The organism is Kutzneria viridogrisea DSM 43870, assembly GCF_000525635.1.
GTDB classification, from domain to species: Bacteria; Actinomycetota; Actinomycetes; order Mycobacteriales; family Pseudonocardiaceae; genus Kutzneria; species Kutzneria viridogrisea.
The window spans coordinates 1,623,688-1,639,528 of the sequence record NZ_CP007155.1 but is presented as its reverse complement, the minus strand read 5'-3'; the positions used below and the strand labels follow the sequence as shown (position 1 = coordinate 1,639,528).

The 15,841-nt window shown below is 71.0% G+C and carries 9 protein-coding genes and 1 tRNA gene; 5 read left to right on the top strand and 5 right to left on the bottom strand.

Translation table 11 applies throughout. The annotated features are described in order from the left end of the window. Positions 1-36: 36 nt before the first annotated feature. Together KALB_RS07375 and KALB_RS07370 are read right to left on the bottom strand one after the other, a co-directional pair. The gene (locus KALB_RS07375; protein ID WP_030110813.1) at positions 37-2,049 is read right to left on the bottom strand and encodes a bifunctional copper resistance protein CopD/cytochrome c oxidase assembly protein; all 2,013 of its coding nucleotides are present in this window, start codon (positions 2,047-2,049) and stop codon (positions 37-39) included. 44 nt (positions 2,050-2,093) lie between these two features. Next, the gene (locus KALB_RS07370; protein ID WP_030110812.1) at positions 2,094-3,296 is read right to left on the bottom strand and encodes an MFS transporter; all 1,203 of its coding nucleotides are present in this window, start codon (positions 3,294-3,296) and stop codon (positions 2,094-2,096) included. An 84-nt stretch (positions 3,297-3,380) separates the two neighbouring features. On the opposite strand from KALB_RS07370, the gene KALB_RS07365 reads away from it, so the two are divergent. Both KALB_RS07365 and KALB_RS07360 read left to right on the top strand, forming a co-directional pair. After that, positions 3,381-4,463 carry a LacI family DNA-binding transcriptional regulator gene (locus tag KALB_RS07365; protein ID WP_025355080.1) on the top strand — a complete coding sequence of 361 codons (1,083 nt, stop codon included), beginning with the start codon at positions 3,381-3,383 and terminating at the stop codon, positions 4,461-4,463. 146 nt (positions 4,464-4,609) lie between these two features. Beyond that, a tRNA-Arg gene (locus KALB_RS07360) sits at positions 4,610-4,682 on the top strand. 379 nt (positions 4,683-5,061) lie between these two features. On the opposite strand, the gene KALB_RS07355 is transcribed toward KALB_RS07360, so the two are convergent. Genes KALB_RS07355 through KALB_RS07345 form a run of 3 tightly spaced genes read right to left on the bottom strand, consistent with a single transcriptional unit; the run spans position 5,062 to position 12,593 of the window. Then, entirely contained in the window at positions 5,062-6,585 is a 1,524-nt protein-coding gene (locus tag KALB_RS07355; protein WP_025355079.1) for an MFS transporter, read from the bottom strand. A 14-nt stretch (positions 6,586-6,599) separates the two neighbouring features. Further along, positions 6,600-9,794 (bottom strand): non-ribosomal peptide synthetase, encoded by a 3,195-nt coding sequence (locus tag KALB_RS07350; protein ID WP_025355078.1) that lies wholly within the window; start codon positions 9,792-9,794, stop codon positions 6,600-6,602. A 45-nt stretch (positions 9,795-9,839) separates the two neighbouring features. Further along, on the bottom strand, positions 9,840-12,593 hold the full coding sequence (locus KALB_RS07345; RefSeq protein ID WP_236650197.1) for an ATP-binding protein: 2,754 nt from the start codon (positions 12,591-12,593) through the stop codon (positions 9,840-9,842). A 327-nt stretch (positions 12,594-12,920) separates the two neighbouring features. Here KALB_RS07345 and KALB_RS07340 point away from each other — a divergent pair, with 327 nt between their 5' ends. From KALB_RS07340 to KALB_RS07330, 3 genes are all read left to right on the top strand, one after another. Continuing rightward, positions 12,921-14,120 carry an IS701 family transposase gene (locus tag KALB_RS07340; protein ID WP_236650196.1) on the top strand — a complete coding sequence of 400 codons (1,200 nt, stop codon included), beginning with the start codon at positions 12,921-12,923 and terminating at the stop codon, positions 14,118-14,120. A gap of 388 nt (positions 14,121-14,508) precedes the next feature. Further along, complete coding sequence (locus KALB_RS07335; protein ID WP_025355075.1) at positions 14,509-15,177, top strand: ABC transporter ATP-binding protein; 669 nt, start codon at positions 14,509-14,511, stop codon at positions 15,175-15,177. Positions 15,178-15,187: 10 nt separating this feature from the next. Then, on the top strand, positions 15,188-15,826 hold the full coding sequence (locus KALB_RS07330; protein ID WP_025355074.1) for a hypothetical protein: 639 nt from the start codon (positions 15,188-15,190) through the stop codon (positions 15,824-15,826). The last annotated feature ends 15 nt before the right edge of the window (positions 15,827-15,841 follow it).

Sequence of the window (15,841 nt, the reverse complement as noted above, 5' to 3'; positions counted from 1 at the left end):
GGGGCCTGCCGCGATCTGCGGCAGGCCCCTTGTCGGCTACTTGGGGGAACGGCGCTCGCTGAGTTTGTCGAGCATCGCGTTGTAGGCGGCGAGCTCGGCGTCACCGTCAGCGTCGGCCCTGCGGTCGGAGCGGCGGGCGGCGCGCTCGTCGGTGCGGGCCCACTGGGTCAGCAGCGCGAGCATGACCACGAGCAGCGGGATCTCGCCGGAGGCCCAGGCGATGCCGCCGCCGAGTCGCTGGTCGGCGAGTTCGTTGGTGACCCAGGGCAGCGCGAGCGACCGGTAGAAGTTCTGGCCGATCACGGTCTGCATGCTCATCAGGATGACGCCGAAGAACGCGTGGAACGGCATGGAGGCGAAGACCATGCCGAGCCGACCGAGCGGTGGCAGCTTGCGCGGCGCCTGGTCCACGCCGATGACCGGCCAGTAGAACAGGTAGCCGACCAGGATGAAGTGGGCGTTCATGGCGAGGTGCGCCCAGTGATAGGCCAGCGCGGAGTCGAACAGCCCGGAGAAGTACAGGACGTAGAACGAACCGACGAACAGCACGAGCGCGATCACGGGGTGGGTCAGCGCGCGCGCGATCGGCGAGTGCACGGCGGTGAGCAGCCACTCCCGCGGACCGCTCGGCGCGTCCCTGCCTGCGACGGGCAGCGCGCGCAGGGCCAGCGTGACGGGACCGCCGAGCGCGAGCAGTGGCGGCGCGAGCATGTTGAGCATCATGTGCCCGCCCATGTGCACGCTGAACATGGATGGCGAGTAGCGGCCGATCCCGGACGAGGTGGCGAGCAGCACGGTGAGGCAGCCGCCGAGCCAGGCGACGGTCCGGCCGACGGGCCACTTGTCCCCGCGCTGGCGCAGGCGCCGAACTCCGAGCAGGTAGGTCAGGGCGCCGAGTATCGAGGCGGTGCCGAACACGAGGTCGAACCGCCAGTCGAACAGCAGTTTGAGCACGGTGGGTGCGCCGTCAAGCGGATAGCCGATGAGCAGCTCGATCGTGCTGACCTGGCCGTAGACGTCCTGCGGCGGCGGGGTCCTGGCCAGCGCGGCGGCGACACCGATCGTCACGAACATGATCAGGATCTCGACCGCGGCGAGCTTGACCAGTGCCCGGCCGGAGCCACCGGCGGCGATCGCCCGCACCCCGCGTTGGCGCTGGAGGTAGCCGAAGACGCCGAGCACCACCAGCAGCGCGATCTTCGCGAGCACGAGCAGGCCGTACGAGGTGGTGAACAGGTCCTCGACCGGCAGGCGGACCAGCGCGTTGATGACCCCGGACAGGGCCATCACGAGCCAGCACACCAGCGCCACCTTGGAGAACCGGCTGGCGGCGAGCCCGAGGTGGTCGCCGCGCCTGCGGGCGTGCGCGAGCAGGGCGACCAGGCCGCCGACCCACAGCGCGGCGGCGATCAGGTGATAGAGCAGGCTGTTGGTGGCCAGGTCGTGCGAGCCGCCGCTGGAGGAGTGCCCGCTGGCGGCGACCGGCACGAGCGCGACCAGCGAGCCGAAGAACAGGGTGGCGGTCCAGCCCCAGGACACGGCCAGGAAGCAGCCGACGGCCAGCACGAACACGATCGCGGCGGTGATCACCCAGGCCTCGGCCTGCTCCACGTCGCCGATGCTCTTGAACAGCACGGCGGGGGCGAGCATGGAGCCGACCGGCTTGCCCACGGCGTCGGCCAGGGTGAACGGCACTTCGAGCAGGGCGCCGACGCACCAGGCCACGGCGGACCAAGCGGCGGCGCGCAGCGCGGCGTAGCCGTCCACGGTCAGCACGCCGTTCTGCCTGGCGGGCACCAAGAACGCGGCGAGCAGCAGCGCACCGACGCAGAGCGTGGAAGCGGCCTCAGTGAGCACGCGCACGGCAGTGATGCCGTACCGGGTGAGCGCGCCGGGGTCGGGCAGGCCGAGGTTGGTGTAGAGCTGCTCGCTGCCGGAGAACATGGTCAGCACCGCGGCCACAGCGGCCGCGATGACCGTGCTGACCAGGAGCAGGGGCAGTAGCGCCGCGCGCCGTCTTGCCGGTGCGCTGGGTGCGGGAGCGGCGATCACGACGTCTTCAGGCACATGACGAGCCTAAGCCGCGACACAGGTCACACCGTCGGCGCTCCGGCCATCACGGGATCGGCCTCCCTGCGCCGGGCCCTGACCACGAGCAACACCGTGGGCGGGATCAGCGCGACGATCACAGCGGCCATGCCCAGCGCGAAGGCCAGGGTGGTGGCCTGGGCCACCTGACCGATCAGCGGCGGCCCGGCGAGGAAACCGGTGTAGGCGACGGTGGTGACGAAGGCGATCTCACGCTCTCCCCCGGTGCCGTCAGCGCGGCGGCCGACCGCACCGGCCAGCCCCATGGTGACGGGGAAGGAGAACGCGAGGCCGATCCCGGCGAGCATGAAGCCCAGGTAGCCGGCGGGCGCGGCGGGTACCAGCACGGCGGTGAGCAGGCCGACCGCGGCCAGGGTGGCTCCGCCGGCCAGCAGCCGGTACGGCCCCCACTTGCGTTCGGCTCGCTCACCGGAGAGCCGAGTCGCCGCCATGGCCACGGAGAACACGGCGTAACCAGCGGCGGCCAACGCGTCGGCGACTCCGCGTTCGCGCACGAGGAACAGCGCGGTCCAGTCGGCGGAGGCGCCCTCGGCGATGGCCGAGCACAGTGCGATGGCGGCCAGCAGCCAGAGCACTGGCATGCGGACCGGCGAGGGTCCGCTGACCACTTCATCCCCGGCACGGGCACGGGAGCGTTCGCCCTCGGCAGCGGGCAGCGAGGAGGTGATCAGCGCGATGAACAGCAGCCCGGCGGCCCCCGCGATGCTGAACTGGCTCAGCGGGGACCAGCCTCCCGCGGCGGCCAGCGCGGCACCGAGCGAGCCGAGCAGGCCGCCGATGCTGAACCCGGCGTGGAACACCGGCATCAGCGGGCGGTCCACCTCGCGGATCACGGCGACGGCGGCGATGTTCATCGACACGTCCAGCGAGCCGACGGTCAGTCCAAGCAGGAACAGCACGAGCCCGAGTTGCAGTGGGTCGGCGACCAGGCCGAGCACCGGCAGCACCAGGCAGCCACTGGCCGCACCGAGCACGACGAGCAGGCGCGCGCCGAACGCGGCGCACAGCCTGCCCGCGATCGGCGCGGAGCAGACCAGGCCGACGCTGACCCCGAACAGGGACAGCCCGAGACCGCCGGGTTCGGCACCGACCTGCGCGGCGAGTGCGGGCACGCGAGCCGCCCAGGTGCCGAACACGGACCCGTTGAGCACGAAGACGCCGAACACCGCGGCTCGCCTGGACAGCACGGCTCCCCCTAGTTCCCGGTACTGAAGCGCTTCAGTGAGTCTAACCGGCCAACTGGCGATTCCGCGCCAACTATTCTTTGTCACGTGGACACCGAGCAGACCCGACGGCCGACCCTGGACACGGTCGCCCGTGCCGTCGGCGTCTCCAGGGCGACGGTGTCCAACGCCTACAACCGCCCCACCCAGCTGTCAGCGGACCTGCGCGCCAGGATCCTGGAGACGGCGATCAAACTCGGGTACACCGGGCCGGACCCCGTGGCGAGGAGCCTGGCCACGCGCAAGTCGGCCGCGGTGGCGTTCATGCTGCAGTCCGGCCTGTCCAGCGCCTTCTCCGACCCTGCGCTGTCGATCACCCTGGACGCGCTGGCGGCCACGGTGGACGGCCGCGACCACGCACTGGTGCTGCTGCCCGGCAACGAGGCGATGGGCCCCCGCCCGGAAAGCGTGACCCGCGCGCAGGCCGACGTGGCGATCGGTTACTCGCTGCCCGACGACGCGCCCGCGCTGGAGGCCGTGCGCAGGCGCGGGCTGCCGCTCGTAGTGGTGGACCAACCCGCGGTCAGCGGGGCGGCCCGGGTGGAGCTGGACGACTTCGGCGGCACGACGGCCGCGGCGAAGCACCTGCTCGAACTCGGACACCGCCGCTTCGGGGTGATATCGCTCACGCTGCACCCCGACGGCAGGACGGGACTCGCCGACGAGCAGCGCAGGCAGGGGTCACCTTTCCGTGTGACCCGCGAACGGCTCGGCGGTTACCTGGACGCGCTGTCGGCAGCCGGGGTCGACCTGGACGAGGTCGCGGTCTGGGAGACCACCTGCAGTGATCGCGAGACCGGACGCACCGCGGCGCGTGCGCTGTTGAGCGCGGCCCCACGTCCGACAGCGCTGCTGTGCATGTCGGACGAGCTCGCCCTCGGTGCCCTACAGGGCGTGCGCGACCTCGGTCTGTCGGTGCCCGCGGACATCTCGGTGGTCGGGTTCGACGACACGCCCGCGGCGGGGCAGGCCGATCCCCCGCTGACCACGGTGCGCCAGCCGCTGGCCGAGAAGGGGCGGCTGGCCGGGGAGCTGGCGCTGATGTTGCTGGACGGTGGCAGACCCGGCAGACCGGTCAGACTCGATGTCGAACTGGTGGTGAGAGCGTCCAGCTCTCTCCCGGTCGGGTGAGTCCCTCCACCGACGGACAACACCGGGTACCTCCAGTGACACGGTGAGTGGTTGTCCATATTGTGATCATCCGAACGGGGGTCAACCGGAAACGGATTGGCCGCCAGGAGCGATGAACCCCACGGAGCGACAGGATCGCTCCTCAAGCCTCCGTAGCTCAGCGGACAGAGCGAGTGACTTCTAATCACTTGGTCGCAGGTTCGAGTCCTGCCGGGGGCGCCGCAGTTGACCAGCACGAATGACGGACGGTACGTGAACGAATACAGTTCCGTTGTGCATTGTGCAGACACGGAGAGTAATCAGTCGGCGATCGAGCGTCATGCCGGGTGACCACCGAAGACGGACACCGCACCCGGCATGACGAACGCCCTGAGCATCGGCACTACTACCCTGCGTGAGTTCGCGCGGACCACTCCTCGACGCCGAATCATTACCCGATGTCGACGTGGAGTTGGTGGACTCCACTGTGACGCAGGTCGCGTACCCGCAAAGCACGCCCGCCCGCCTTTCCGCTTCGCCTATTCGGCAGATCAACCCGTTTCTCAGTGGAGCATTCCCGCGCGCCATTCGGTCCAAGTGAAGTCCGTGTGAGCTCGATTCACACGGCGGCCTTCTCGTCCTGGCCGCGGTCGGCCTCGACCCTGCGCAGCAGCACGGTGGCCGCCACGGCGAGCACCGCCAGCACGGCGGCCGCGACCAAGGCGGACCACTGCATGCCGGACACGAAGGCCGCGCGGGCGACCTCCAGCAGCCGGGTGGCGGCCTCACCGCCGAGCCGGGCGGCGACGGCGACCGCACCGCCGAGCGTCTCGCGGGCCTCTCCGGTGACGTCGGCGGGCAACTGCGCCAGGTAGACGGCGCTGCCGATGCTGCCGAGCACCGCGATGCCCAGCGCTCCGCCGAACTCCTGACCGGTCTGCGCGAGCCCGGCGGCGGCTCCGGCGCGCTCCGGGGGCGCGGTGGAGATGATCATGTCGGAGGCCAGGGTGAGCACCACACCCAGCCCCAGCTGCATCACGGCGGCACCCAGTACGACCACCACCAGCCCGTGGCTGGGCTCGGCCCCGGTCCCGGTCATCAGGGCTAGGCCGACCGCGCCCAGCCCGACGCCCGCGCCGAGCACGTAACCGGGTCTGGTCCAGCGCACGAACAGCGCGGTCATCGAGGCGCTGGCGATCATCGCCCCGATCGCGGGCAGCGCCCAGAGACCGGCCTGCAACGGGCTGAGCCCGACCACGAGTTGCAGGTACTGCGCGGTGTAGAGGCCGAACCCGGTCATGGTGAACAGCGCGAACAGGTTGACCAGTACGGAGACGCTGAACGCCGGGGCGCGGAACAGCCGCAGGTCGATCATCGGGTGCTCGATGCGCCGCTGCCGGTGCATGAACACCGCGCCGAAGCCGAGCCCGACCACGATGCCCGCGATGGCGGCAGGCCCGAGCCCGCCCTCGGCGACCTGCTTGATACCGAAGATCACCGGTAGCACGGCGAGCAGGGACAGAGCGGCACTGGGCAGGTCGAACCGGCCGGGGTTGGCGGCCTTGTACTCGGGCACCAGCAGCGGAGCGATGACCAGCAGCAACAGCATGAACGGCACGTTGATCAGGAACACCGATCCCCAGGGCAGGTGCTCCAGCAGCACCCCGCCCAGCAGCGGCCCGAGCAACGCGCCCGCGCTCAGCCCTGCGGTCCACACCGAGATGGCCACGGTGCGCTGGCGCGGGTCGTGGAACATCGCGCGGATCAGCGACAGGGTGGAGGGCTCGAGCACGGCGCCCGCCAGCCCGAGCACGGCCCGACTGATGATCAACATGGTGGGGCTGGTGGAGAACGCGCCCAGAACCGAGGCCGCGGCGAAGGTGGCCGCGCCGATCAGCATCAGCCGCCTGCGGCCCACTCGGTCGCCGAGCGTGCCCATGGCCACGAGCAGCCCGGCCAGTACGAACGAGTAGATGTCCATGATCCACAGCTGTTGCGCGGCGGTGGGCGCCAGGTCGGCGCTGATGAACGGCAGTGCGTACACCAGCACGGTCATGTTCATGGCGATCAGCAGACACGGCAGCAGCAGGACAGTGAGCCCGATCCACTGTCTGCGGCCGCTCGTGGGCGGGTTCTGCGACACGGTTTCTCCCTGTCCTACTGCGCGGGCACGACGTCGGTCGTGGCGTGCGCGGCCTGTTCCAGCGCGCGCACGTCGGCCTTGCCGTTGGGCGTCACCGGCATCCGGTCGACGATCGCCCACAGCGTGGGCACGGCGTAGGCGGGCACGGTCTCGGCGACGAACCCGGCCAGTTCCTCGCGGGTGCACGGCGCGTCCTCGGCGAGCACGACTCCGGCGAGCACGCGGCGTGAGTCGGAGTCGGCGCCGACCGCGATCACCAACGCGTCACGGACCGAGGGGTGCTCCAGCAGCCTGCTGCGCACCTCGCCCAGCTCCACCCGGAAGCCCATGATCTTGACCTGGTTGTCCCTGCGGCCGAAGAACCGCACGCGGCCCAGCCGGTCCCAGCGGGCCACGTCCCCGGTGCGGTAGATCCGCAGCCCGTCCTCGGTGATGCCGAACGCCTTGGCGTTCTGCTCCGGGGAGTTGTAGTAGTCCACGGCGAGCCCGTCGCCGAGGCAGCACAGCTCGCCGACACCGCCGGGCGGCACGAGGCGGCCTGCCTCGTCCAGCACCAGCACGCCGTTGCCCGCCATCGGGCGGCCGATGGGCAGCGGATCGCTGACCTCGCTGGCGTCGGACATCAGGTGCAGGGTGGTCCACACCCCGTTCTCGGTGGGGCCGTACAAGTTGCCCACGCGCAGGCCGGGATAGCTCTGCAACAGGGAACGGACCTGTTCGGCGGGCACCACGTCGCCACCGGCCAGCACGCAGCGCACCCCGGCGAAGGCGTCCGGCCTGCTGTCGGCGAGCACGCGGAACAGGCCTGAGGTCAGGTACACCACGCTGATGTGCTGCTGGGCGAAGAACTGGGCAAGTTCGGAGGGGGTCAGCGAGGTCTCCGGGCAGACCACGAGCGCGCCCCCGGAGATCAGCGGGGTGAAGACCTCCAGCACCGAGACGTCGAAGGACAACGTGGCGAACCGCATGTAGCGGTCCTCGGGGCGCAGGTCGATGTAGTCCGGATCGGCCACGAGACGCACGATCGCGCGGTCCGGGACGCGCACGGGCTTGGGATCGCCGGTCGAGCCGGAGGTGAACAGGATGTACGCGACCCGCTCGGGATCGGCCGGAGCCGCGGGCGGGATCGGCAGCTCGGTGCCCGCGGCCGACAGGTCGGCAGGTGCGACGACCGCACACCGCCCGGACATCAGCGGCAACAGCGGGGCGACCCCCGACTCGGTGCCGATGATCGCCTTGGGGTGCACCTTGGCGAGCATCTTGGTGAGCTTGTCGGGCGGGCTCGCCGGGTGCAGGGACACGTAGGCCACGCCCAGGCGCAGGATCGCCAGCACGGCGACCACCTCAGCCGCCGAGCGCGGCACGGCCACCACGACGTGGTCGTTCTCGCGGACCTCCGCAGCGGCCAGCATCGCCGACTGGATCTCGACCGCGGTGTGCAGTTGCCGGTAGGTCAGCGTGATGTCCGACTGCGGGTCCTGCACGGCCACGGCGTCAGGTGTGGCCAGGGCCTGCCGCTCGACGAGCTGCCACGCGGTCCGGCTCACGTCCGCGGGCCGACCGTCACGCAGGTCGAGCAGCACCTGACGTTGCCGGTCGGACATGCCGCGCACGGTGCCGAGCGGGTCGGCGTAGTGCCGTTCGAGCTCCAGCAGCGTGCCCTCGACCGCCTCGGCCAGGTCGTTGGCGTCCGAGGCGGAGTAGGCGGAGGTGGCGTACTCCAGGGAGAGCAGCGGGGAGTCGCCCCAGCGCTGCACGTAGAGCAGCAGGTCGTTGGGGGCGCCGCCGCAGTGCCCCTCGTGCAGGCGTACCTCCAGTTCACCCGCGTGCAGCGACTCGGGCGCGAACTGGTCGTTGGCGGAGAACACGATCTGCGTCATCGGGATGCGGCGGCCGTCGGCCACGGCGAACGCACCGGTGCCCATCATCAGCTCGGCCAGGCGCACGTCCCCATAGGACAGGCTGTCCGCCATGGCGGCGGCCGTGCCGTGCAGGAACTGCTCCACGGTCTGGTCCTCGGGCAGGCGGCAGACCATCGGGGCCGGTGCGGCGCAGGGCCCGAACACACCGAGGATCTCCTCAGTCGGCCGCATGCCCACGCTGTTGGCGATGAGGAACTCCGCCATGCCGGTGCGGCGGCCGATCACCAGCGCCCACGCACCGAGCAGCACGGCGGTCCTGGTGACCTTCGCGCGGGCGGCGAGTTGTTCGCAGGCCTCGCGCGCCTGCCGGCTCAACCCGAAGTCGAGCATCGCTCCCTTGTAGTCGAAGGCCTGCGGGCGCGGCGTGTCGGAGGGCACCTCCACCACCGTGGGCAGCCCGGAGAGCTGGGCGATGCGGTCCTGGGTGATCGACACCAGGCTGCCGCTGGCGTCCAGGGCCTGCCTGCGCCGCACCACGACGTCGGGCACCGGCGCGGGCGTGGGGTCGAGCTCCTGCCCGGCGCGCAGCCTGCCGTACGCCTGGGCGAACTCCTGCCACATCAGCCCGACCGACCAGCCGTCGGAGATCACGTGGTGCACCAGCATCGACAGCAGGTGGTGCTGCTCGCCGAAGGTGGTGAGCACGAAGGCGTAGCTCGGCTTGGTCCACGGCGACAGGTAGTGGTTGCTGGTGCTGCCGAGCTGTTCGTGCACGGCGCGGACCGGGCTGTCGCCCTCGGGCACACGCAGTGACTGCACGAACAGCTCGGGCTCCCACTCGGGCACCACCCGACGCCAGACCTGCCCGTCCTCGCGGACGAGCACGGTGCGCAGCGACTCGTGCCGGGCGGCCAGCCAGCGCAGGGTCTCCCGCAGGGCGGCGAGGTCGAGCGGTCCGGTCAGCTCGGCGCTGGAGAGCATGTGCCACTCGGTGCCGGTGCTGAAGTTCTCCGACAACAGCAGGCCGCGCTGGGTCTCCATCAGCTCCAGCAGTTCCGGCCCCTCCCCCGGCTCGACCTGGGCGACCGGCGGGCACTCGCTGGCCGCGGCGAGCACCGCGGCCAGCGGGGTCCGGCCGAGCAGGCCGCCCGCGTCCACCGCGAGGGCGAGCCTGCGCTCGGCGAGGCCGACGAGCTTGATCGCGTCCATCGAGGTGCCGCCGAGCGCGACGAAGGACTCCTCGGTGGCGCGGGCGAGCACGGCGTCGGCGCCACGGCCGAGGACTTCGCCGACGAGTCCGGACAGCTGCGTGAGCGGGGTGGGCGCGTCGTCGACCGACGGTGCCATGAGGTCCTCCATGCGGTGGTGGCTTGCGCGCAGGTGTGGCGGCGGTCAGGCGGATCCGGGCATCGCCGCGGCGGAGCACAGCGGCACGCTGGACACCAGAGCGGCCCGGTTGTTGACCTTGAGCTTGCGGTACACCCTGGTCAGGTGCTGTTCAACGGTGCTGACGGTGATGTGCAGCCGGTGTCCGATCTCCCGGTTGGTGTAGCCGAGCGCGGCCAGCCCCGCGACCCGGCGCTCCGCGTCGCTGAGCGATCGGGTGGCGGCCGACTCGACCTCCTGCCACAGCTCGATCTGCTTGCTGAACTCGGTGGAGCGGTGCAGCGCGACCCGTTCCTGCAACGGCACCGCCTTGCACGCCTCAGCCTCCTGCGCGGCCCGGTGCGCCATCATCTGCGCCCGGCCGAACTCACCGAGCTCCTGGTGCACCTGGCCCAGGTCGGCCAGCGTGTGCGCCAGTTCCAGCCGGTCCCCGCAGCCCTGCAACAGGTCGATCGCCTCGCGCAGCAGCGGTGGCCGCTGCTTGAGGTCGCTGCTGGCGGCCAGCACGCGCAGTGAGATGCCCCGGGTGCGCGCGTTGGGCGCACTGGTCGCCAACTGCTGCGTCACCAGCTTGCGGGCCTCCTTCGGCCGTTGCAGCAACAGGAACGCCTGCGCGAGGTCGCTGCGCCAGGGCACGGCACCGGGCAGGTCCAGGCGCGGGTTCTTGGACATGAGGTTCGCACAGTTCTGGAAGTCGCTGACCGCGGCGAAGGCCCGGTTGGTCGCCAGGTGGTAGTGACCGCGCGCGTGCAGGTACCGGTGCCCGAACACGGTGTCGAGCATGGCCTCCGGGGTGATGTGCCTGGTCAGGTCGGCGGCCAACTCGAAGCGGCCCATCGCGGTGTAGGTGAGCAGCAGGGTGGACAGCGGCAGCCCGATGAGCACGCCCCAGCTTTGCGTGTTGAGCAGGCCGAACGCCTGCTCCGCCTGGGACCGCGCGGTGGGCAGGTCACCCAGCTGGTAGGCGATGTCGGCACGGATCCCGCCCAGGACCGCCTGCCAGGTGACGGCCTTGCGCTGCACGGCCTCGTGCAGCAACGAGTCGCACCAGGCGGCGGCCTTGTCCGCGTGGTCGGCGTGCACCAGCGCGAGCAGCGCCGAGGCCACGACCTCCAACGTGGTGTCGCCGAGCCGGCAGCTCTGCAGGATGTGCTCGACCGCTGCGGTGTCCTCGGCGCCGCCGGAAAGCACGGCGGCAGCACGGGCCCACAGGTTGCCGGTGGCGTAGTCCGGCCCGTCCCCGGCTCTGGGGCGCTTGTGCTGGGGCACGAAGGAGGGTGGCGCGCCGTGCACCCACTGGTAGGCCAGCCGCAGCTCGGCGCCGACCTCGGTGTCGGCGGTGGTGGCCGCGCTGAGCGTGGCGATCGCCTGGCTGGCGCCGCGCACATCGCCCTGCCACAGCAGGTGCCGCACCGCGATCGCGGCCTCGCGGGCCGGCAGTTCGCCCTCGTGCAACGCGGTCAGCAGCGGGCTCATGTGCAGTGCCGCGCCCGAGGGGTTGACCCGCCACTGCGCCTGGACCAGTGCGGCGGCGATCGCGGTGCCACGACGCGGGTCGGTACAGCAGCGCAGCGCCAGTTCCAGCGAGCTGGTGGCCAGCTCGACCCGGTCTTCGGCCAGCCACTGCTCGGCGGCGTCGCGCAGGACCTCGATCGCCCACTCCGCGGGCGCGTCGTCGGCGGCGATCAGGTGCGTGGCCACCTCCACCGCGCTGCTGCCGTGCTGGTGCACCAGTTCGGCGGCGCGACTGTGCAGGGCGGTCCGGAGCGCGGATCCGATGCCGTCCAGCACCGCGGACCTCACCGCAGGGTGGCGGAACCCCGACTCGGTGAGCAGACCGGCACGGACCAGTGTGTCGGCGGTGTGGCTCACCACGTCGGCGGACTCGCCCACCAGGCGAGCGACCAGCGCAGGGCTGGCGTGCTCGGCCAGCACCGCCCAGCCGCTGGCCACGTCGAACAACAACGGGTCGCCGCGGTGCAGGCAGGCCAGCACGGCCTGGGCGAAGGCGTCACCGGGAGTGCACGTGAGCTGCTCGTCCGCGGCCTGGTCCGCCACCAGGGCGTGCAGGAGCAGCGGGTTGCCGCCGGTGAGCCGGTGGTACTGCGGTGCGAGATGAGTGGCCAGTTCGGCATCGAGCCGCTCGCCGATCAGTTCGGCGACCTCGCCCTGCGCCAGCGGACCGAGCGTGATCCGGTGGTGCGGCCTGCGGGTGATCTCCGCGCGGAAGTGCGCCGGAGTGAGCTGCGGGCGGTCCCACTCGGTCAGCACGACGAGCACGGCGGCGCTCTGCATGCGCCGTTGCAGGTACAGCAGCACCTGCAACGAGGCTCGGTCGGCGAACTGCATGTCGTCCACGGCCAACACGAGGGTGCGGTCGCGGCTGAGCTCCACCAGCGCGCGGCACATCTGGTGGGCCGCCTCCACCTCGGACTGCCGGACGGCCACCGGGTCGGTCCCGGTCCGCGGCGGTGGCTCGTCGAACCCGAGCAGCCCGCTGACCCTGTCATAGATCGCCTCGGGCAGCTCGGCGCTGTGGAAGAGCTGCCCCATCACACCCATCTGGAGGGTGGACTCCGCCAAGGAGCAGGTCGCACTGAGCACCAGCGCGCCGCGGTGCTCGGCGTGGTCGAGAAACTGCTGAACCAATTCGGTCTTACCGCTGGCCAGACCCCCACTGATCAGGGCAATCCGTCCCTTGCGCCTCGCGCACTCGGCGAACAGCCTCTGCAGGTCGGTCAGTTCGTTGTTTCGCGCCACCAATCTCACTAGTTTTTCCTCCCCAGTAACCCGTACCACCACCAGGCTGCGTAGGACTGGAGATACATCGCCGCTGCGCCTGATAGCGCCAGGGGCCGCCAGGTAGTGAATCGGGTTCATCGCTGACCCCCGCCAACAACACTAGCGAGATGTCGCGCTCTGTACGCGTACCGCTGAACGCGTTCTGTATTAGCCCATTCGGGATGTGACCTGGCGATAGCGGCGCGTCACTACGCTAGATTATGTTGTCACGCACAGTCAAAAATACCTCACATACAGCAGCGCGTTACGCCATCAAGGGCAGCGATCACTGGGGGGAACGGCTCAATGGACCGGAGTGATGTGGGAACGGACTTCCGCACTTCGTTATCCGAGACCGGGCAGTTGTGCCGCGATTCGGCGTCCAGGGAGCTGTTCGCGCGGGTCACCGGCCGGTTCTTCCGGGCGGAGACCCGGCGGAGGGCGCGGACCTACGTGCAGGGTCTGCTCACCCCGCTCGAGACGAAGAACGGCCGAACGCTGGCGATGGCCTCCGGGGAGCGCCGCCCGGACGGCATGCAGCGCCTCCTGACCGAGGCGACCTGGGACGTTGACGGAGTTCGCGACGACGTGCGCACGAGCGTGTCGGAACGCTTCGCGAACGAGGAGGGAATTTTTGTCATCGGCGAAACAACATTCGTGAAGAACGGTCAGCACTCGGCCGGGGTGGAACGGCAGTGCATCGGACGGTCCGAGGTGCCGGAGAATTGTCAGGTCGGCGTGTTCCTGGCCTACGCGACCGGCGACGGATGTGTGCTGGTCGATCGGGAGTTGTACCTGCCCAGGTCGTGGACGGACAACCCGCGCCGCCGGTCGGCGGCGGCGGTGCCCGCGTCGGTCGGCTACGCCTCGCCGAGCGAGCTGGCCAGGGTGATGCTGGCCCGCGCGGTGGACGCCGGGGTGCCGGGGGCGTGGGTGAGCGTGGACCTGACCGGGGGCGCCGATCGCGACCTGCGCGACTGGTTGCAGCGGCGGCACCTGGGCTACGTGGCCGCGATGCCCATCGACCAGCCGATTCCGCACGGAACCCAGCAGGTCAGCGCTGCCGACCTGGTCGCGGGGGCCCCGAACTCCGTGTGGAAGCGCTGGCCAGGACGGGCGTGGGGGCGCAGCGGGCTGTGGGCGGTGGCCAGCCCGCGCACTCCGCTGGGCACGACGCCGAAGTGGGCGTCCTGGCTGCTGGCCGGGCGTGAGCCCGAGGCCCTGCCCGGCGAGGAGCTGACCTGCCACCACTGCTGGGGGCCAGCGGGCACGACCGACGGAGAACTGGTCGAGGTGGCCAGCGCACAGCTCGACCTGGCCGACCGGTTCCGGCTGGCCAAGGCGTCCGTGGGGCTGGGCGACTACCAGGTGCGCCGCTACGACGCCTGGTACCGGCACATCACCCTGGCCATGCTGGCCGACGCGCACCTGGCGCTCAGCGCCGCCACGGACTCGGCGGCCTCCACCGGGAGCGCCGTGCCGGGCGACCTGCGGTGGCACACCTGAGCTGACAGGGCAGGACAATGGGGTCGAACGTCAACCGTGAACGGGCACCTCGTATTCGCAGCTCGTCCGCAGATCTGCGGTAAAGTCGCGCGCCTTCAGAGCAAATTGAGTTCACTGCACCAAAAGAGTTGAACTTTTGCTTGGGCATCTGTGCGCGCGTTCGCCCCAGAAGGACGCTGACAGCTACAGGTCGTGACCACGGCGGGACGGTGCGTCTCGAACGGAGGTGGGGCCAGCCCTACCCCCGCGGTGGTCCCAATCGGCTTCAACCCGGATCCCCGCACTCGTAACGTCGTCACCAGTTCCCCACAAAGCATGGAGGTTGGAGATGCGGACCTCGGTACGGACGACTGGTGGCGCTGGTGCGCGGGAGCGCGGCAGGCGTGCCGTGAGCACCCCACAGCGGGTCCAGGCGCCGGTGCTCCGGGTCCGCGCGCTGGCCAAGCAGTTCGGTGACCAGGTGGTCGTGGACGGGGCCGGCCTGGACGTTCCGGGCGGCAGCGTGCTCGGGCTGGTCGGTCCTGCGGGGTCGGGCAAGACCACGCTGCTGGCGATGGTGACCGGCCTGCTGCCGCCGGACGAGGGCACGGTCCAGGTCCTCGGGGTGGACGCCTGGGCACAGCACGCGCGGGCACGACAGCTGGTCGCGGCGATGCCGGACGACGACGCCGTTCCGGACAGCCTCACCGGCCGCGAGCTGCTGATCTGGAAGGGGCTCGTGGCCGGGCTGGACGCGAGGACCGCGGCCGAGGCGGCTGGGCTGCTGCTCCGCGCGACGGGGCTGGCGGAAGCCGAGGGGCGCACCGTCGCCGAGTACACGGTCGGGATGCGCAGGCGGATCTGCCTGGCCACGGCGCTGGTGCGGCGACCGAAGCTGCTGGTGCTCGACGACCCCTTCGCCGGGGTGGACGAGGACTCGGCGGCCACCATGCGCGTCGTGCTGCGCTCGTTCACCGCGGAGGGCGGGTCCGTGCTGTTGGCCAGCCGCTCGGCCGAGTCCGTGTGCGACCTCGTCTGCGCCGTGGAGCGCGGGCGCGTCGCCACCGGTCAGCGTTGAACGGGCGACCGTGGACATGCGCACACACGGCGAGGCGCTGACCGCGCGGGAACTGGTCGAGTTCCTGGACGACCAGTCCACTGGTGAGGAGTTGCTGCGCAGGGAGCTGGAGGCGGCGCGACAGCGGCGGATCGCGGCGGACCTGGCGGCGGCAGCGGCCAAGGGCGCACCCGGGCAGCGACAGCCCTGGGGCGGCGTGCGCCGGGTGGACCCCGCGGTGCTGGTCTTCGGCGACCTGGCCGAGGCCGCGGCCAACTCCGAGGAGGACCACCGGCGTCAGCACCGGCTGTGGGTGCTGTGGTGGGCCGACACCGCTTCAGTTGCGCTCAAGGCAATCGCGCACGATCGCATCGTGCGCTACAGCCGGATCGCACCGGCCGGAGCCGATTCGCTGCGCATCGGGCAGGTGCACTGCGGCATCCACACCCTGTGGTGGGGAACCGGCCTCTGCCTGCCCGAACTGCCCAGCGTGACCGCACTGGCGTGTGCCCTGGAGAGGCTGGCGGACCAGTGCGGATTCACCCCTGGCGACGCGGGGCAAATCCGCCAGGCGCACGAGGACGTGCGCGCCAGCGGAGCACCGGGCGTGGACGAGGCGACCGCCTACGCCACCGCGATCACCCGGGCGCTGCGCCGCGTCCGGTTCTGACGCGGCGACGCCAAG